Source organism: Pseudochelatococcus sp. G4_1912, assembly GCF_047501465.1.
GTDB lineage: Bacteria > Pseudomonadota > Alphaproteobacteria > Rhizobiales > Beijerinckiaceae > Pseudochelatococcus.
Genome location: NZ_JAZDRL010000001.1, coordinates 699,312 through 716,452, shown reverse-complemented (window position 1 = coordinate 716,452; position 17,141 = coordinate 699,312). Strand labels below are relative to the sequence as shown.

Here is a 17,141-nt window from a genome sequence, read left to right as displayed (position 1 = left end):
CATGAATAAAGACTGGAACAATAACAATAATTTGGAATTGCTTACTATAAAGCCTAGCTAGGCGCTCTCTAAGGGGGAAACGATGGGCATTAAAACATGGTTGCTAGCCACCACTTTTGCTATTGGCGTCATGGGGGTGGCTGAAGCGCAGACTGCGGTAAAGCTTGGTGTTTTGAATGATCGCTCAGGTGTTTATGCAGACCTTTCAGGTGAAGGCTCTGTCATTGCTGCACAGATGGCGGTGGAGGATTTTAAAGCCGCCGAAAAGGGTATCAAAGTCGATATCATCTCCGCCGATCATCAAAACAAGCCAGATGTAGGATCCAACATTGCTCGCCAGTGGTACGATCAGGATGGCGTTGATGTCATTCTCGATGTGCCGACATCATCGGTTGCGCTCGCCGTGTCGCAGATTACGCGTGAGAAGAACAAGATTCTTATCAATTCTGGTGCCGGTTCTACGGATCTGACTGGCAAACAATGTTCTCCTAATACCATTCACTGGACATACGACACATATGCCCTGGGTAACGGTACGGGCACTGCGATGGTGAAGCGGGGTGGTGATACGTGGTTCTTCATTACCGCAGATTACGCTTTTGGCCATGCGCTTGAACGCGATACGGCTGAGGTTGTAAAGCGGGCAGGTGGTACGGTGCTGGGTTCTGTGAAGCATCCCTTCCCAGGCGGGGATTTTTCATCCTTCCTGCTACAGGCGCAAGCTTCAAACGCCAAGGTAATCGGCCTTGCGAATGCGGGTGGCGATACGATCAATACAATCAAACAGGCATCTGAATTTGGTATTGTTTCTGGCGGCCAGACGCTTGCCGGCTTGCTCGTGTTCCTTTCCGATGTGCATGCGCTTGGTCTTGAGACAGCACAGGGATTGGTGCTGACAGAAGCGTTCTATTGGGATCAGAACGATGATACGCGCGCCTGGTCCGAGCGATTTGCAGCACGTCACGGTGGTAAGAAACCAACCATGGTGCATGCAGGTGTTTATTCCGGTACGTTGCATTATCTGAAGGCGGTGGAAGCATTGAAGAGCAAAGACACCGCTGAGGTAATGAAGTGGATGCGTGAAAATCCCACCGAAGATCCGCTGCTCGGCAAGGGTGAGGTACGGATCGATGGCCGTCATGTCCACGACATGTACTTGTTCGAGGTCAAAAAGCCTGCCGACTCGAAAGGTCCTTGGGATTATTACAATCAGCTTGCAGTCATTCCGGGCGCGGAAGCCTTCCGTTCGCTGGAAGCTGGCGGCTGTGAGCTTGCCAAGAAATAACGCCGAAATCCTCTTCCGGTAGCTCTTGATGCTGCCGGAAGAGGGGCGCGGTTTAAAACGAACAAAAATCCTTAAACCGCGTCAAGTCGTTTTCATTGCATGTAATTTTTCTCTGCACGTCTGAACTTCGGGTGTAATTGAGCGCCCGTATTTATCAAGCAGCGTCTATCGCTGAAAGGCGTATCGATGTTCGAACTTCTTGGCATTTCACCTCAGGTGCTATTTGGACAGCTCTTGTTGGGGCTGATCAATGGATCGTTTTATGCGGTGCTGAGCCTTGGGCTGGCAGTTATCTTTGGTCTGCTCAACATCATCAATTTCGCCCATGGGGCCCAATATATGATGGGCGCTTTCGTGGCATGGATGCTCTTGCAATATGCAGGTATCGGTTATTGGTGGGCGCTGCTGATTGCCCCGATTGTGGTCGGCGCAACGGGCGTTCTCATAGAGCGACTATTTCTATCGCGGTTGCAGAATATCGATCATCTATACGGTCTGCTGCTGACTTTCGGTTTAGCGCTGATCATACAGGGGGTGTTTCGCAATCAATATGGGGTTTCGGGGCTTCCCTATGGCATTCCGGCGGAGCTGGGAGGGGGACGGAACCTTGGATTCATGTTCCTGCCCAATTATCGGGCGTGGGTGGTGCTGGCGTCGCTCGCTGTATGTCTGGTGACGTGGTTTGTTATTGAGCGGACACGACTTGGCGCTTATCTGCGGGCGGCAACCGAAAATGCTACTCTGGTGCAGGCGTTCGGCATTAACGTGCCACTGTTGGTCACATTGACTTATGGTGTGGGTGTGGGGCTTGCTGCCTTCGCTGGCGTTTTGGCTGCGCCAATCTATTCCGTGAACCCAAACATGGGCGCTGATTTGATTATTGTCGTGTTTGCTGTGGTTGTTATCGGGGGTATGGGATCGATTATGGGATCAATCGTCACCGGTTTCAGCCTTGGTATTATTGAGGGGCTGACAAAGGTGTTCTATCCTGAGGCTTCCTCAACCGTTATCTTTATCATTATGATTTTGGTGCTTCTGGTGAAGCCTGCTGGACTGTTCGGGAGGGCTGCCTGATGACCACCACTCATGACGTTGCTGGCACGGCATCTCCACCTGTTGATCAGATGAAAAGCTCAGCGGTGTTTTTCGGTATTCTGTTCGTTGCGCTTGTTGTTGTCCTGCTTGCTGCACCTTATATCTTTTATCCTGTCTTCCTGATGAAAGTGTTGTGCTTTGCATTGTTTGCATCGGCACTGAATCTTTTGCTGGGGTTTGGCGGGCTGTTATCGTTTGGACATGCGGCATTCTTTGGTTTTGCCAGCTATGTTAGCGCGCATGCAGCCAAAGTGTGGGGGCTGACGCCAGAAGTTTCCATATTACTCGGCACAGCATCAGCGGTGGTTCTTGGCGCGATATTTGGCGGTCTCGCCATTCGCCGGCAAGGCATCTACTTCACAATGATTACCCTCGCGCTGGCACAGCTTGTTTTCTTCATATGCTTGCAAGCCAGGTTCACAGGCGGAGAGGACGGCATTCAATCCGTGCCTCGGGGCTCGCTATTTGGTGTGCTACCCCTCGGGGATGATATGACGTTGTATTACGTTGTAGCGACCATCTTTCTTATCGGGTTTTTACTGATTTTCCGCATCATTCATTCGCCATTCGGGCAGGTTTTGCGCGCTATCAGAGACAATGAGCCGCGCGCAATTTCGCTGGGTTATCGCACGGCGCGTTACAAACTGGCCGTGTTCATTTTGTCAGCGGGAATAGCTGGCCTGGCAGGTGGCACTAAAGCGATTGTCTTCCAGCTGGCATCCCTCACCGACGTGCATTGGACGATGTCAGGTGAAGTGGTGCTGATGACACTTGTTGGCGGGCTCGGTACGATTTTTGGGCCTGCTATCGGCGCTATTGTTGTTGTGTCGATGCAGAACTATCTCGCAACACTTGGCGCGTGGGTTCCTATTGTACAAGGTATTGTATTCGTGATCTGCGTGATGCTGTTTCGCGAAGGCATCATAGGCGTGCTATCGCGTTGGATAAAAAGACCGTTGTAATGATTGGCTGTGATGTGCCATTGCGCAAGTCCACCTGATCGGCATCATGCTAGCATAATAGCCAAGATGCCGAGAAATAGGAGGGCACGTCATGGGCGAGAGCGCAAAACAGCCAATTGATCTTTATTACTGGCCAACTCCCAATGGGTGGAAAATCTCCATTATGCTGGAGGAGATCGGACTGCCGTACCGGGTAAATCCTGTCAATATTGGCAAGAATGAGCAGTTCCAGCCAGAGTTTTTAGCCATCTCACCGAACAATCGCATTCCTGCAATTGTTGATCACGATGGACCGGGTGGCAAACCAATCTCGGTTTTCGAATCGGGAGCGATTTTGCAATATTTTGGTCGCAAGACCGGCAAGCTCTATCCAACAGAGGAGCGGGCGCGGGTGGCCGTTGAGGAGTGGCTGTTCTGGCAGGTTGGTGGGCTTGGGCCAATGGCAGGGCAGGCGCATCATTTTCGCATTTTTGCTCCTGAAAAAATTTCTTATGGTATTGAAAGATATACAAAAGAAGTCACACGCCTTTATGGTGTGCTTGATCGGCGCCTGGCAGAGCACGAATATCTTGCGGGAGAATATTCAATCGCGGACATTGCATGCATAGGATGGAGCAAGATGTGGGAACGGCAGGGGCAGAATATTGCAGCTTTCCCGCATATGAAGCGTTGGCTTGAGGCTGTTCTGGCGCGACCTGCTGTCCAAAAGGGGCTTGCATTAAGTGCAGAACCTCTAAAATCGTAGAAAAGTGCTCATGTAGCCTGAATTTCGTAGCAACAATGACATCAGTTGTCTTGTGGGCGACGTATCATACCGCTATAAGCCGTTTACCTATCGATAACATAAGGTTTTAACGGTATTATCATGGCTCTTGAGCGCACTTTCTCCATTATCAAGCCCGACGCAACCGAACGTAACCTCACCGGTTCAGTTAACGCTGTGATCGAAAAGGCTGGTCTGCGCATCGTCGCACAGAAGCGTATTCAGCTTACCCGTCAGCAGGCTGAGACGTTCTATGCTGTTCACAGCGCTCGTCCTTTCTTTGGAGAACTCGTTGACTTCATGATCTCTGCTCCAGTTGTTGTGCAGGTTCTCGAAGGTGAAGATGCAATCGCGAAGTATCGTGAAGTCATGGGTGCAACGAACCCTGAAAACGCTGCTGAAGGCACGATCCGCAAGCTGTTTGCAGTATCGGTTGGCGAGAACTCGGTGCACGGTTCAGATTCGCCAGAGGCTGCGCAGGTTGAAATCGCACAGTTCTTCGCTGGCAACGAGATCGTTGGCTAATACCTGATTGTATAGTCTGCATGAAAATTCTAAAAAGCGTGGCTCTTGATAAAGGGCCACGCTTTTTATTTTGTTAGCAATTTCTGCATTTCGGTCTTTCTTGCAGGTTTTGAGATTTCCAAATGTTCATCGCGATGCCAGCTTAAAGCGAGAAATAATAGAAAAAGGCATGACGATGGGATTCTCTCTTACTGACCCCACACGGAAAATGCTGGCGGGGCTTGTTTTTTTATCGATGGTTCCTGGCACGCAGGCTGTATATGCAGGTGCAACAGCGCCGCAGCAGCCTCAGTCAGATATCGGTCTGACATATGCAAGCGCTGATCAAATCCGCACGCACATTCTTGATAGTTGCGTATTGCGCGAGTGGGGCCGTGCTACAGAAACGAAATCATCATATTCCGAGCGTTGCAGTTGTTATGCCCGTCGTATAACAGCTGATATGACCGGTGAGGAGCTGGATGCATTTCGCCAAAGTGGCGTTTATAATGCCAGCGCAAGGCCTAAAGCTGAGGAAGCGCAGCTTAAATGCAGTTTATAAAACATTCATAAATAGCATGAATGATTAGCTGTATGATATTGTTATGTATTGCTTTTTAATATTATTTTATCGTTTCGGGTGCCCGGAGTTATTGGCACCTGACGATAAAAACATGAGCGTCTTCCTGTATGGCAACAGCCACCATCACCTGCGACGCGCACCTTGATCCAGATTGCGTCCTGATCGCAATCCACGCGCATTTCAACGACAGTCTGAATCTGGCCAGATGTATCGCCCTTATGCCAAAGCTTCTGGCGTGAGCGCGACCAGTACCATGCTTCACCCGTCTCAATTGTCCGACGCAATGCCTCAGCGTTCATGTGCGCTACCATCAGCACGTCGCCATTATCGGCATCGGTGGTGACGCAGGTGATAAGTCCGTTGGCATCGAAAGCCGGGATAAGCTGCAAACTCTCCTCAATCGCTTTTTTGTCGACGGAAGCGGGAGATGGAAAGGGCAATTCGCTCACAGCTGTGATCCCGTATTGAAGGGGAAAGTGATAACTCACATTATTAATATGCTTCAGTAAGTTAACGCGGATTTATGATGCTTTAGCCGCGCACAAGCATGAGGAATCGGGCTTGTTCAGCGGCATCATTTTCAAATGCTCCGTTGAAGCGGGTGGTGATGGTCGTTGCTCCCTGTTTTTGAATGCCGCGCATGGACATGCACATATGCTCAGCTTCAATCATCACAGCAAGACCACGCGGATGTAGCGCCTCATTGATTGCATCCGCAATCTGCGCGGTTAGTGCTTCCTGGGTCTGAAGGCGACGGGCGAATACATCGACCACGCGCGCAAGTTTTGACAACCCGACAACGCCCCGCGCCGGGTAGTAGCCAATATGAGCCTTGCCGATAATTGGCACCATATGGTGCTCGCAGTGGGAAAAGAACGGAATATCCCGTACTAAAACGATGTCGGTGTATCCCTCGACTTCCTCGAAGACACGATCAAGAACTTCAATTGGATTGTGGGAATAGCCTGAAAACAACTCTTCATAGGCTTTCACTACCCGCTTGGGTGTGTCGATGAGGCCTTCCCGGGTGATGTCCTCACCAGCCCAGCGTAGCAATGTTCTCACGGCTGCTTCCGCTTCAGCGCGTGTTGGTTTTTCCGAACCTGACTTGTCAGCGTCGACAATATTTGCCTGACGCGCGGACAAGGACTTAACCACGGCATCCATGTGGTGCCTCCCGCAATTGTCCGGCCCGGATGGTCGGACCATTTCTAAACCTACGTAAACAGGATTTACCCTGCAAAAGAAACTCATATATATGCATATAGGTGTCAGCCGCAATAACGGTTAAGACAAGTAGGTATGATGCCATATCATATCGACTTGGATTATCGGTATATGTGCGAGGCTGCACGCCAAGTAAACCGCCTATCGCGCATCATATGCAAGAGCTAAATGGTATCATAGGCTGAAGTGGCCTTCGACGTGAAAAAAGCAGACGCATGTTAAATGACATCTACACCCGTCAGATACTCGCCCTCGCTGCGAATATCCCGCATCTTGGTCGTCTTGATCACCCCGATGCAACTGCGACGGCGCACTCAAAGTTGTGCGGATCAGTCATCACGGTCGATCTGGCGTTGGTGGATGGCAAGGTAAGCGATTTTGCGCATGAGGTGCGTGCCTGTGCTTTAGGGCAAGCTTCTGCAGCCATCATGGGGCAGCTTGTGGTCGGATCAACGGCTGAGGAGATTCATGCGGTGCGCGAAATAATGCGACGCATGCTAAAAGAGAACGGTGCACCACCAGATGGGCGCTGGGCGCCACTCGCAGCACTTGCGCCGGTGCGTGATTATCCTGCAAGGCATGCATCAACAATGCTCGCTTTCGACGCTGTTGCCGATGCGCTTACACAGGCGGGGGCGCTCCCCGCCGGTGTAAGTGTCTCTATTGATCAGTAAACGCCGAATGCGTAGGCCGCTTTTAGGCTGATGTTAAACTGGTTGCGGTCTCCCAGCCTTCTGACAATCGGGCTTTTGCCGGCATCGCCGATCAACCGGCTGTAGGAGGCGGTAGCCGTGGTGCTCCACTCGTCGGTGATTTGATAGCCTAATGAAGCAGCAGCGCCTGCACTCTGGAATCCACCCTGGGGCTTGTAAGTGTAAAGCCCATGCTGCGGGAAGACCATGTTGTTAAGCGCTGCTTCGCCTGGGGTGATACCAAAGGTGTTGCGCGCGGTTTTATCGCTTCCCCACGTGGCGCGCGGTCCAATGGTGAATAGGAATTGACCGAAAGGCTGCACGAAGTCCGCCGCCAGATCTGCTACCCAGCCATCTTCATCGCGGAAGCCATGGCGGAATTCAACACGTCCACGCAGGTTATACGTGGGCCAGACTTCAGCGAATGCACCACCTTCGATCGTCCATGGCAGCTTGCGCAGGCCAAACAGCTTGCGATCGTCCGAATAGTAGCGCCCAGGCTGATAGCGGCCAACAGGACCAAAGCTGACGTAATCATTGTTCAGCAGGTCGATATCAAACCCATCGCCTGGAATATCAGGACGGCGCGCTTCTCCACCCCGGCGGATACTAACCATTGGATAGGGGATATAGACATATTTGTCTGAGCCCCGGAACGAGGGGCCATAATTGACGTTGGCACTGAGGATCGCAATCCATTTAGCCGATTTCACCGGGGTCGGTGAAAAGAAAGGCGCTAACGAGCCGGCGCTTTGCTCGCCGGTTTGGTAATCTGCGGAATATTGATCGTAACCATAATCCTGTGCAATAGCTGCCGTACCAATAGCGCTGAATCCTAGCGCGCCAATTGTCAGGGCAAGTCTCTTTGCAACGGGGGAAGCAAAACGCAACACGGCATTCCTCCAAGTTTCACTTACGCGATTATGTTGCATAAAGCTCACCAATTGGTTAGCAATTCAGATGTTTCGGCAAGTGGCAGAAATCCGCGATCTTATGTGCATTAAACGATAGCCATACATACTATGATCGAACGGTACATCGATAAAAAATCACTATTTTCCAAGCTTATCAGGCGCCCGGGCGTTGCTGTCGCGCATGTTTTTATTCGCGCTTATCAGCTTACCCTATCCTCCATACTAGGACGCCACTGCAGACATCTACCAAGCTGCTCTTACTATACAGATGAAGCCATCGAGCGTTATGGCTTCTGGCCAGGGGGCTGGATGGGCTTTGCACGTATCTGTCGCTGTCATCCGCTGGGGACGCAGGGGCTTGATCTTGTGCCTGATACATTGCCGGAAGGACACCGATGGTATAAGCCGTGGAATTATGGGCGCTGGCGGGGTACGAATGCTCCACCGCTGGACGATACGCCCATGATTTGCGAGGCCGTCGGAACGGATGGCGACGATGCCTCGGTATCTGGTTCTAAACCCATCCCATGACCGTGTGAACGCTTACCTGCTTTGTGCGCAGGAGTGAGCTGGAGATTGTTGATGATTACTTTGACTTTTCCCGATGGCGCAGCGCGTGAATATGCAGCTGGCATCAGTGGACGTGAAATTGCTGAAGGCATTGCCAAGTCACTCGCCAAGCGCACAGTTGCCATGGCGATCGATGGCGAAGTGCGTGATCTGTCGGATGCAATCAATGCTGATGCACGGATTGAGTTCCTTACACGTGAAGACCCACGCGCGCTTGAGCTGATCCGCCACGATTGCGCCCACGTGCTCGCAGAAGCTGTACAAACGCTGTGGCCCGGCACGCAGGTGACGATCGGTCCCGTTATCGAGAACGGCTTCTACTACGATTTCGCACGCAACGAGCCATTCACGCCCGATGACTTTGAAGCCATCGAAGCGGAAATGAAAAAAATCATCGCCCGTGATGCGCCTTTCACCAAGGAATTATGGACGCGCGAGCAAGCCAAGACCTACTTCCGCGATAAAGGGGAGCTGTTCAAGGTTGAGCTCGTTGATGCCATTCCAGCTGGTGACGATCTGAAAATCTACCGTCAGGGCGATTGGCTCGATCTTTGCCGTGGCCCGCATATGACAAGTGTTGGCAAGATTGGTACTGCTTTCAAGTTGATGAAGGTTGCAGGTGCTTATTGGCGTGGTGATTCCAATAATCCTATGCTGACCCGCATCTATGCCACCGCATGGGCGACGCAGGCCGATCTCGATAACTACCTGCACCAGCTGGAAGAGGCAGAAAAGCGCGATCATCGCAGGCTTGGCCGAGAGATGGACCTGTTCCACTTCCAGGAAGAGGGGCCGGGCGTTGTATTCTGGCACGACAAGGGCTGGACCATGTTCCAGCAGCTGCTCCACTATATGCGCCGCAGGTTGCATGGCGATTATCGCGAGATTAACACGCCGCAGATTCTCGATAAGGCAATGTGGGAGACCTCAGGTCACTGGGCCTGGTATCGCGAGAACATGTTCGTCACCCAAACGGAAGATGATCGCGTATTTGCCATCAAGCCCATGAACTGCCCTGGTCATGTGCAGGTATTCAAGCATGGTCTTAAGTCTTACCGCGATCTACCTCTAAGGCTTGCAGAATTTGGTGCAGTGTCGCGTTACGAGCCATCAGGTGCGCTGCATGGTCTTATGCGTGTGCGTGCCTTTACGCAAGATGATGCGCACGTATTCTGCACCGAGGATCAGCTTGCAGACGAATGCCTGAAGATCAATGATCTCATCCTCACGACCTATGCTGATTTTGGCTTTGATCTGAACAACATCGTTGTGAAGCTCTCAACGCGGCCGGAAAAGCGCGTCGGAACCGATGAGATGTGGGATCACGCGGAAGAGGTTATGGGCAATGTGCTGGAAATGATCCGCGCACGCTCTGGCAACCGCATCAAGACCGAGATTTTCCCAGGCGAGGGGGCTTTCTACGGGCCGAAGTTCGAGTACGTGCTGCGTGATGCTATTGGCCGGGACTGGCAGTGTGGCACGACGCAGGTCGACTTTAACTTGCCTGAGCGTTTCGGTGCCTTTTTCGTGGATCAGGACGGGCAGAAGAAAACGCCGGTTATGGTGCACCGCGCGATCTGTGGATCAATGGAGCGCTTCCTTGGCATTCTGATCGAGCACTTTGCAGGGCACTTCCCGCTTTGGTTCTCGCCGCTTCAGGCCGTGGTGGCCACCATCACTTCGGATGCGGATGACTACGCACGCGAAGTTGCTGCGGAAGCCGAGAAGCTGGGGCTGCGTGTCGAAATGGATCTGCGCAACGAAAAGATCACCTACAAGGTGCGCGAGCACTCGCTTGCAAAGGTGCCGGTGCTGATCGTTGTTGGAAAGAAGGAGGGCGAAAATCGCTCTGTTTCAATCCGGAGGTTGGGATCGCAGGCTCAACAGCAGCTAACGCTGGAAGAGGCGCTGAATATGCTGGTGAGCGAGAGCATGACGCCAGATGCGCGCCGTGCTGAGCATGCAAAAAGTGCTGCCGAGTAAGCTTGATCAATAATCGAGGCGCGGCATCCTTTGCTGCGCCTCGATTGCCTGATCGCTTATGCCTCTATGCGATCCCGGTTGAACTTTTCAGGCGCGCGCTTGAAGCGCGGGTGATTGCGCACCTTGGTGTATTCAGGGCGCGTATGATCGATGGTGGCAATCACTACAGATGCTTGCCCTCGCCGTGCTCGCGCGAGAAAATTACCATCCGGGCCTATAATACCCCCTGGCAGTCCCTTACTGGTTTCGACTGGCGTCGACATACCAATCCATAGGGCATTGATGGCGGCGTGAGCTTGCGATTCAATCGCGAAAATCGCCTCATCGTGGTAAGCCGACAACAAAACAACATCGGTTGAAAGCCGTTCATAAGCTGCAAACAATTCCGGATAGTGCACCTCTGTCGATAGCGCGCACCCGAAACGATAGCCATCAACGATAAAGGTCGTGGAGGCCCATCCGGGTGTGTACCAAAGGCTGGTGCCATCATTGGAGCACAGGCGCTTGTCGTAGCGCGTAACGATTACGCCATGATCTGAAATAACGTAGAGACTGTTATGAGGCTCTTGCGGTGCGGGTAAGCGATGATTACAGCCAATTACAGTCCACAGCTTCAGCTTGCGGGCAAAACTGGCAGTCTCCGCGAGCTCAGCATCAAGGGCAGCCCAATCAACCCTTTGCCAATTGTTGATTTGATTGCGCGCCCGCCCCGACAGAGCGCCTTCAGTAAAATGAATAAGACGAGCGCCCTTATTATGCGCACGCTGCATTAAGGCACGCACATGACGGCCATTGGCATGAACGTCAGCAAAAACATGGCTCTGCGCTACCGCAATGGATAAGGGACTTACTGGATTTATCATCCCTGAATCGTGACTGTTTTAAGCTGATCTGCCAAGCCCATGTAGTGCATATTTAATAAAAATATTGCAGTGGGTTATATTCAAATAATAATCACAAAGTCTGCATCACGCATTTGTTGTTTACGATATTTTAATTGTTGCATTTCGTGGGTAGCTGTAAGGTGCATTGCAGAGCGTCTTCTTTGCGTTTTATTGCTGTCCAACAATTTCGATATCACTATCTGCGCCACTCTCAACCGTAAATTCACGCGAATAAACTTGCCCTTCATGGCGCGCAACAACAACATAATCACCTTCAGCCAGGATCAGGGAAGGAAAGGCGCCGACTTCTTCGTAAATAGTGTCGCCACCTGGTGTGAGTATGCTGAATGCCGTACCGGCAAAAGCCTCCGCACCCTCATTCGCAACAAGCTTCAAGGTGACCTTTGCGCCACGGTGATTGATTGTTGCATCAGTTACCTTACCTGCCTCCACTGATAGATCTGTCCGGGAAATCGCGTTGGATGTACCGTAATTCGATACCACATGATAATCTCCCTCTGGCAAGCGCAGTGTATCGCCAGACGCGATGTTATTAGCCACAAGGCGTCCTTCAGGGTTGTTTTGCTCAGGCAGGTAAACCGCATAGGTCAGATCTTGTGGCTCAATCGGATCCTGGCCAACAACGCCTGTTACCCTTAGGCCGCCCGCACTGATTGCTAGTTGCGATGCCGTATCAGCATTAAGCGCAAATCGCTGCATGGCGCTCGCGAAGCCATAAGAAACATGAACGATATAGTTGCCCTGCGGCAAGATCTGACGTGGCGTTGCATCAATAAGTTCTGAAACCAGTGCAGGCTCAGCCCCGGGAACGGCAGCATAAATACGCCACACCAGGCCGGATTGGATTGGAATGCGGCTGCCTGCCAGCGTTGCAGTCAGTGACAAAGTAAAGACCGCGCGCGAGTCTTGCTGAATTGATTGAGGCAAGGTGCGGGGCGAGTCGCCAACTGTGCTTTCCATGGGCAGGATAGGTGTAATAGGAATAGCCTTTGGTGCCTCATAACGCTCTTGAGCATGCGCTTTCATCGGCGAGGATATCGCCAATAATATCGCCAATATATGCGCGAAGGGGTGTACAAATATGGGCCTGAAAGGCTGAATTGTAACCATATGCTGCAAAGGCTGCCTTGGATAAAATCGGATTCTTATCATCACTCAATACCCGAACTGCGCACGCAAAATACGCTCATCAAGGCTATGCCCCGGATCGTGCAGCATTACCAGCTCCACATTAGGATCAAGAGCGATATCAACATAGGCGACAGACTGAATTTCCGTATGGTCGGCTACGGCGTTTACCGGCCGCTTTTCTGCTTCCAGCACATCAAACCGCAATCGCGCATGATCTGGCAATAGTGCACCGCGCCAATGTCGAGGCCTAAAGGCTGAAATTGGTGTTAAAGCCAGCAAAGGAGCATTCAAAGGTAGAATTGGACCATTAGCCGAAAGATTATAAGCCGTGGAGCCTGCAGGCGTTGCCACCATGATGCCATCAGCTATCAGTTCGTCGAGCCTGATTTTCTCATCAACATAAACCCTGATCTTCGCGGCTTGATATGTTTGGCGCGACAAGAACACCTCGTTAATGCCGTGAGCGCTGAATTTCCGGCCATGGATGTCATGCGCATGCATAAGCAAGGGGTGCACGACGCTACGTTCCGCGCTGGTCAGACGTTCCAGAAGAGCGTCTTCGCGAAATTCATTCATCAGGAAGCCGACAGAGCCCCGGTTCATTCCATAAATGGGGATGCCGGTGCCCATGAACCGATGTAACGTCTGCAGCATCAGGCCATCACCGCCCAGTGCCACAACGAGAGCAGCATGATCAGGATCATGCGCACCATAGATCGTCTCAAGGCGCGCTTTGGCGGCTTGCGCTTCAGGTGTATCGCTAGCGACGAATGCAACCGTTGAGGGACTTTTTGTCATTTCGCGACTGTACGTTGAGGGCGCTGACATGACAATCCATGATGCGTCAGGCGCATTGTTGCCTGCTATGGATAAGAAGGGTTTTTGCAATCATTGCCGGTCATAAAATCGCGATTGGGACGGATAGTTTATTCCGTCCTTATTGATCTATCGCAAGGGAGGAAAGTGATCCGCTTTTTATCCAAGGGATCATGGTTTCTCATCGCGGCTTTTGTCGGAGAGGATCACGTATTCAGCATCAATGATTTGTTCAGGTGGCCAGTTAGCGCGTGCTCCACTGTTCTGAGGCGCGCGCGCAGGTTTGGAGCCGCGCCAACGTGACAACATGCCTGCAATCAAGCCTACAAAAAGAACAATGGGAAACAGCACTAAGAAAGCGCCCGCTGCTACAACCACAAGGGTAAGAACAGCAGCCAAGGCCAGGGCTGATATTAATACCAGCTGCCATTTGTTCAGTCGCATCACGCGCGTACGCGCGAAACCATATGGATCTCGACGAAAAGGATCCTGCGTCATACACGCCCACCTTCAGGAATTGGCATTAAGGCTATGCCTAAACATAAGGCGCTAATCGGAAAACGCCAATCGGACAATACCGTGAACCTATGTGCCAGTCACGTCTGGACAGGACATCATCGTCTCACGTTTTCGATAGATAATTATGTTTGGGGTAAATTCCAAGGTGCCTGAGGTAATATGCCCTTCTCTTCAACGATAAAGCTGATCGCTTATACGCGTGTTGTAACGATGTTGTCTGTATCATGGGTTTGGGTAAGGGAGGGCGCCTCTTGAGTTGTTTTTGGAAAACTCTCGGAGCTGATAAGCTTGCGCCAACTATCGATTAGATCCACGCAGGAGTCGACGAACTGATTAAATCGATTTTGATCCAAGCCAATCAATGAGATGTTATGCGCAAAAGTGAGTACATTCATCTCACGGTCAAGCCCGACTGATCCTGCCCCATTGAGAATGCCTACGAGATTAAGCTCCAAAAGGCTGGCATACACATCCGCATCATGCGTGATTGCTTCATACACAACCGGTGAAGTCAGCAGTATCATTTGTTTGGGTTCATCATACATAAATCGAACAAAAATATCATCGAATACAAGAACAGCTTCACCATCGTTGTTAAAGCTCAGATTTTCGAGGCCAATTTCCAGACCATACTGCCTCAGCATATCATTGTGGTTCGCCAAAATGGTCATCATTATCCTGCCTGATTTATTATTATGGAATGAGTTATCGTGTTGGTTGATCCATGAATAGTGTTTGAAAATTTGAATCTTGTTCTAGCATAGATGATTGTGTAGCAGCATTCATAGCATAATATGGTGTGACCGTGTTTATCTCTGGCATTTTTCTCTTCAGAAGAACCCAGTCGCCCTCATGATTTTTAACCTTTGCTTCATTTCCCAGAAATTCAATTCTTGAGAATGTCATTGAGTCTGTTAGGATTATTTTTGAGTTTTCCTTGCGACCTTCTAATTCTACATCTTCCCAAGTGTTCCATCCAGTCTGGAGCTGTAAGCCGTAATTGCCCAATGAGCGAACAGTAATTGGACCGCCATACTGATACCAATCGGGAACAATGGATGCTGTACGTCCATTGCCAACTAGATGTGTGCCCCTTGCATTCTCCACACCGAAGTCTTTTTGTTGATTAACCAACGCGTTTCCTTGCGTGCCGTATTCTTGGATAGCGCGCTCTTCCAGGATATTGCGCGTATGGTGACTAATGGCCCAGCGCCCAGCAATTCTTTCGCCTAATTCCTTGCCCAGGGCAAAGCCAAGAGGGGTGCCAAAGAGTGCCGCACCAAAGGAAACGGCCGCTAGAACGACGCAGGTAGTCACGCCGACGATTGCGCCGATAACTGCCCCGTAATCCTTCCACCTGGCAACGCGCCGAGCCAGTTCGGTCTCTTCAGAGGCAGTTAAGGTGCTATTGCCAAGAGGAAGGTTTGGCGTCAGGTCCCGCACAACTCTGCCGTGCGTGTTCATTCCTTTAAAGTCATTGCACGCTAGTGGCGACAGGGGTTGGAGCTCTACTCCGTGACTGGTTGATCTGGTGGAATTCGCTGGTGAAGGGGGGAAGGTCATTACTTTTGTCCTCCGTTCAAGATAACCGTTGCTGGCATGTTGTTGGGATGCGTTATGCGAATAGCCGGTTGGATGCGGAAACCCGGAGGAGAAAATAACAAGCTCACACTTAGCTTGAAAAACCGCAAAGCTTGTTTGCAATCCAATTTTTTAAGTATTTGATATGGAAAATGGCAGAAATAAAATAAGGCATTTTCATGACGTATAACTAATTCACTCATCATGTCACCTGCTGCAAAAAAGTTAATCTTTAAAATTAAAAGGTTCAATCAAAGTAACATGTTCATAATAGCGCATAATAACAAAACAGAAAAGGGCGTTTTTGCGTCAAAAAAGGATATTTTTTATGGTGAAATAATTTTGTGATTTATAATTTTTTATATGTAATAAATTGGCGTATACGGATTTATTGAGATTTATTTATATGTAATAAATAGAAATTATGATTTTTTTGCAAAAAAGAAGATTTGTTTTATGAGACCGAACTTCTTGTTTGTTGAGCCATTGCTATGGATTGCACTTTCAAATTTCCTTTTTTGTGAAATCATTGATCCAGACAACCAGAAACCTGGAGGCTGCTGTGATTGATGATCCTATCCGCCCGCGTCCTACCGATAATGCATTTCTTGGCGATTTACGGGGCGGGTCATCTGAGCCAACCTATTCGGGCGCCTTATCTTTCATGCGTCGACGATTCAGCCGTGATATTGAGGGTGTTGACGCAACTATTTGGGGCGTGCCTTTTGATTGTGCGACCTCTAATCGCCCTGGTACGCGTTTTGGCCCCCAGGCATTGCGGCGTGCTTCTGCAATTTTCGATGGTGATCCGCAGTTTCCCTCTGGCCTTGATCCTTTTGATGCGCTCACTGTGGTCGATTGGGGGGATTGCTCATTTGACTATCGCCACCTCGATCAGGTGGCAGGACTGATTGAAGCGCAAGCGGGGGATATCCTGACTTCAGGATGCCAGCTTATTACATTGGGTGGCGATCATTCCATTACATTGCCATTGTTGCGGGCCCACGTGGCAATCCATGGTCCGCTGGCATTGGTGCAGTTCGATGCGCATCAGGACACCTGGGAATCGGACGGCGGTCTATCGCATGGAACTTTTGTGACACAAGCAGAATCTGAAGGGCTGATCGATACTGGGCGCTCGATCCAGATTGGTATTCGCAGTATAGCGCCGGATGATTTTGGCATCGAGATCATTGATGCATATGAAGCGCGATTGCTCGGCATAACCGCCCTTGCGGAGCGTGTACGGGAAAGGGTGGGGAGTGCCCCTGCTTACCTCTCGTTCGATATCGATGTACTCGATCCCGCTTTTGCTCCAGGTACAGGTACACCAGTTGCGGGTGGGCTTGCGAGTATTGATATCCTTATGCTGTTGTGGGAACTACGTGATCTCGATTGGCGGGGGATGGATATCGTTGAGGTGTCTCCACCTTATGATCACGCTGATATTACCGCGATTGCGGGTGCAACTGTCGTTCAGCATTATCTACAGGTGCTTGCCGAAAAGGCGCGCTGAAAAGGCAGCTCTTGACAAGTGAGGCTTGCAGGCTCATCCCTGTGCCCTTTATGGCATCAAGCTGGAAAACGATTTCGTTTTTCGATCCTATATGA

Annotated in this window: 19 protein-coding genes; 10 read left to right on the top strand and 9 right to left on the bottom strand. The window is 50.7% G+C overall.

What is annotated here, in order from left to right:
* Positions 1 to 82: 82 nt before the first annotated feature.
* From VRZ32_RS03395 to VRZ32_RS03370, 6 genes are all read left to right on the top strand, one after another.
* Positions 83 to 1,285 carry an ABC transporter substrate-binding protein gene (locus VRZ32_RS03395; RefSeq protein WP_414524189.1) on the top strand — a complete coding sequence of 401 codons (1,203 nt, stop codon included), beginning with the start codon at positions 83 to 85 and terminating at the stop codon, positions 1,283 to 1,285.
* Positions 1,286 to 1,471: 186 nt separating this feature from the next.
* Positions 1,472 to 2,359, top strand: a complete 888-nt coding sequence (locus tag VRZ32_RS03390; protein WP_414524187.1) for a branched-chain amino acid ABC transporter permease — start codon at positions 1,472 to 1,474, stop codon at positions 2,357 to 2,359.
* Positions 2,360 to 2,409: 50 nt separating this feature from the next.
* On the top strand, positions 2,410 to 3,342 hold the full coding sequence (locus VRZ32_RS03385) for a branched-chain amino acid ABC transporter permease (RefSeq protein ID WP_414525023.1): 933 nt from the start codon (positions 2,410 to 2,412) through the stop codon (positions 3,340 to 3,342).
* A gap of 91 nt (positions 3,343 to 3,433) precedes the next feature.
* The gene (locus tag VRZ32_RS03380; protein WP_414524185.1) at positions 3,434 to 4,087 is read left to right on the top strand and encodes a glutathione S-transferase N-terminal domain-containing protein; all 654 of its coding nucleotides are present in this window, start codon (positions 3,434 to 3,436) and stop codon (positions 4,085 to 4,087) included.
* Between the two features lie 120 nt (positions 4,088 to 4,207).
* Positions 4,208 to 4,630: a nucleoside-diphosphate kinase gene (gene ndk / locus VRZ32_RS03375; protein ID WP_414524183.1), complete on the top strand. Its 423-nt coding sequence runs from the start codon at positions 4,208 to 4,210 to the stop codon at positions 4,628 to 4,630.
* 169 nt (positions 4,631 to 4,799) lie between these two features.
* Positions 4,800 to 5,171 (top strand): hypothetical protein, encoded by a 372-nt coding sequence (locus VRZ32_RS03370; RefSeq protein ID WP_414524181.1) that lies wholly within the window; start codon positions 4,800 to 4,802, stop codon positions 5,169 to 5,171.
* Between the two features lie 41 nt (positions 5,172 to 5,212).
* On the opposite strand, the gene hisI is transcribed toward VRZ32_RS03370, so the two are convergent.
* Together hisI and folE are read right to left on the bottom strand one after the other, a co-directional pair.
* Entirely contained in the window at positions 5,213 to 5,632 is a 420-nt protein-coding gene (gene hisI, locus VRZ32_RS03365; RefSeq protein WP_414525022.1) for a phosphoribosyl-AMP cyclohydrolase, read from the bottom strand.
* 91 nt (positions 5,633 to 5,723) lie between these two features.
* A complete protein-coding gene (folE, locus tag VRZ32_RS03360; RefSeq protein ID WP_414524179.1) occupies positions 5,724 to 6,359 on the bottom strand; it encodes a GTP cyclohydrolase I FolE in 636 nt (211 codons plus the stop codon).
* A 275-nt stretch (positions 6,360 to 6,634) separates the two neighbouring features.
* Between folE and VRZ32_RS03355 the strand changes: the two genes are divergently transcribed.
* A complete protein-coding gene (locus VRZ32_RS03355) occupies positions 6,635 to 7,093 on the top strand; it encodes an iron-sulfur cluster assembly scaffold protein (RefSeq protein ID WP_414524177.1) in 459 nt (152 codons plus the stop codon).
* Here the strand turns inward: VRZ32_RS03355 and VRZ32_RS03350 are convergent.
* Positions 7,087 to 8,004, bottom strand: a complete 918-nt coding sequence (locus tag VRZ32_RS03350) for a MipA/OmpV family protein (protein ID WP_414524175.1) — start codon at positions 8,002 to 8,004, stop codon at positions 7,087 to 7,089. The genes VRZ32_RS03355 and VRZ32_RS03350 overlap by 7 nt on opposite strands.
* 129 nt (positions 8,005 to 8,133) lie before the next feature.
* Between VRZ32_RS03350 and yidD the strand changes: the two genes are divergently transcribed.
* Together yidD and thrS are read left to right on the top strand one after the other, a co-directional pair.
* A complete protein-coding gene (gene yidD / locus VRZ32_RS03345; RefSeq protein WP_414524173.1) occupies positions 8,134 to 8,556 on the top strand; it encodes a membrane protein insertion efficiency factor YidD in 423 nt (140 codons plus the stop codon).
* 51 nt (positions 8,557 to 8,607) lie between these two features.
* Positions 8,608 to 10,578 carry a threonine--tRNA ligase gene (thrS, locus tag VRZ32_RS03340; RefSeq protein ID WP_414524171.1) on the top strand — a complete coding sequence of 657 codons (1,971 nt, stop codon included), beginning with the start codon at positions 8,608 to 8,610 and terminating at the stop codon, positions 10,576 to 10,578.
* A gap of 56 nt (positions 10,579 to 10,634) precedes the next feature.
* Here thrS and VRZ32_RS03335 read toward each other — a convergent pair whose 3' ends face one another.
* The 6 genes from VRZ32_RS03335 to VRZ32_RS03310 all read right to left on the bottom strand — a co-directional run bounded on the left by VRZ32_RS03335 (position 10,635) and on the right by VRZ32_RS03310 (position 15,413).
* A complete protein-coding gene (locus tag VRZ32_RS03335; RefSeq protein WP_414524169.1) occupies positions 10,635 to 11,441 on the bottom strand; it encodes a carbon-nitrogen hydrolase family protein in 807 nt (268 codons plus the stop codon).
* A gap of 189 nt (positions 11,442 to 11,630) precedes the next feature.
* Positions 11,631 to 12,527, bottom strand: coding sequence for a hypothetical protein (locus VRZ32_RS03330; RefSeq protein WP_414524167.1), 897 nt, complete (start codon positions 12,525 to 12,527; stop codon positions 11,631 to 11,633).
* A gap of 111 nt (positions 12,528 to 12,638) precedes the next feature.
* Positions 12,639 to 13,412, bottom strand: coding sequence for an NAD kinase (locus tag VRZ32_RS03325; RefSeq protein WP_414524165.1), 774 nt, complete (start codon positions 13,410 to 13,412; stop codon positions 12,639 to 12,641).
* Between the two features lie 189 nt (positions 13,413 to 13,601).
* Positions 13,602 to 13,928, bottom strand: coding sequence for a hypothetical protein (locus VRZ32_RS03320; RefSeq protein ID WP_414524163.1), 327 nt, complete (start codon positions 13,926 to 13,928; stop codon positions 13,602 to 13,604).
* Between the two features lie 212 nt (positions 13,929 to 14,140).
* Positions 14,141 to 14,620, bottom strand: coding sequence for a type III secretion system chaperone (locus VRZ32_RS03315; protein ID WP_414524161.1), 480 nt, complete (start codon positions 14,618 to 14,620; stop codon positions 14,141 to 14,143).
* 34 nt (positions 14,621 to 14,654) lie between these two features.
* The gene (locus VRZ32_RS03310) at positions 14,655 to 15,413 is read right to left on the bottom strand and encodes a hypothetical protein (RefSeq protein WP_414524159.1); all 759 of its coding nucleotides are present in this window, start codon (positions 15,411 to 15,413) and stop codon (positions 14,655 to 14,657) included.
* A gap of 682 nt (positions 15,414 to 16,095) precedes the next feature.
* On the opposite strand from VRZ32_RS03310, the gene speB reads away from it, so the two are divergent.
* Entirely contained in the window at positions 16,096 to 17,046 is a 951-nt protein-coding gene (gene speB / locus VRZ32_RS03305) for an agmatinase (protein ID WP_414525021.1), read from the top strand.
* Positions 17,047 to 17,141 lie beyond the last annotated feature (95 nt).

What these genes read in the sequence shown, in the direction of transcription:
- thrS (WP_414524171.1), top strand. Translation starts at nt 8,608, where the DNA reads ATGATTACTTTGACTTTTCCCGATGGCGCAGCGCGTGAATATGCAGCT.
- VRZ32_RS03315 (WP_414524161.1), bottom strand. Translation starts at nt 14,620, where the DNA reads ATGACCATTTTGGCGAACCACAATGATATGCTGAGGCAGTATGGTCTG.
- VRZ32_RS03390 (WP_414524187.1), top strand. Translation starts at nt 1,472, where the DNA reads ATGTTCGAACTTCTTGGCATTTCACCTCAGGTGCTATTTGGACAGCTC.
- VRZ32_RS03325 (WP_414524165.1), bottom strand. Translation starts at nt 13,412, where the DNA reads ATGACAAAAAGTCCCTCAACGGTTGCATTCGTCGCTAGCGATACACCT.
- VRZ32_RS03320 (WP_414524163.1), bottom strand. Translation starts at nt 13,928, where the DNA reads ATGACGCAGGATCCTTTTCGTCGAGATCCATATGGTTTCGCGCGTACG.
- VRZ32_RS03310 (WP_414524159.1), bottom strand. Translation starts at nt 15,413, where the DNA reads ATGAACACGCACGGCAGAGTTGTGCGGGACCTGACGCCAAACCTTCCT.
- yidD (WP_414524173.1), top strand. Translation starts at nt 8,134, where the DNA reads ATGATCGAACGGTACATCGATAAAAAATCACTATTTTCCAAGCTTATC.
- folE (WP_414524179.1), bottom strand. Translation starts at nt 6,359, where the DNA reads ATGGATGCCGTGGTTAAGTCCTTGTCCGCGCGTCAGGCAAATATTGTC.
- ndk (WP_414524183.1), top strand. Translation starts at nt 4,208, where the DNA reads ATGGCTCTTGAGCGCACTTTCTCCATTATCAAGCCCGACGCAACCGAA.
- VRZ32_RS03385 (WP_414525023.1), top strand. Translation starts at nt 2,410, where the DNA reads ATGAAAAGCTCAGCGGTGTTTTTCGGTATTCTGTTCGTTGCGCTTGTT.
- VRZ32_RS03370 (WP_414524181.1), top strand. Translation starts at nt 4,800, where the DNA reads ATGACGATGGGATTCTCTCTTACTGACCCCACACGGAAAATGCTGGCG.
- VRZ32_RS03380 (WP_414524185.1), top strand. Translation starts at nt 3,434, where the DNA reads ATGGGCGAGAGCGCAAAACAGCCAATTGATCTTTATTACTGGCCAACT.
- VRZ32_RS03335 (WP_414524169.1), bottom strand. Translation starts at nt 11,441, where the DNA reads ATGATAAATCCAGTAAGTCCCTTATCCATTGCGGTAGCGCAGAGCCAT.
- VRZ32_RS03395 (WP_414524189.1), top strand. Translation starts at nt 83, where the DNA reads ATGGGCATTAAAACATGGTTGCTAGCCACCACTTTTGCTATTGGCGTC.
- VRZ32_RS03355 (WP_414524177.1), top strand. Translation starts at nt 6,635, where the DNA reads ATGTTAAATGACATCTACACCCGTCAGATACTCGCCCTCGCTGCGAAT.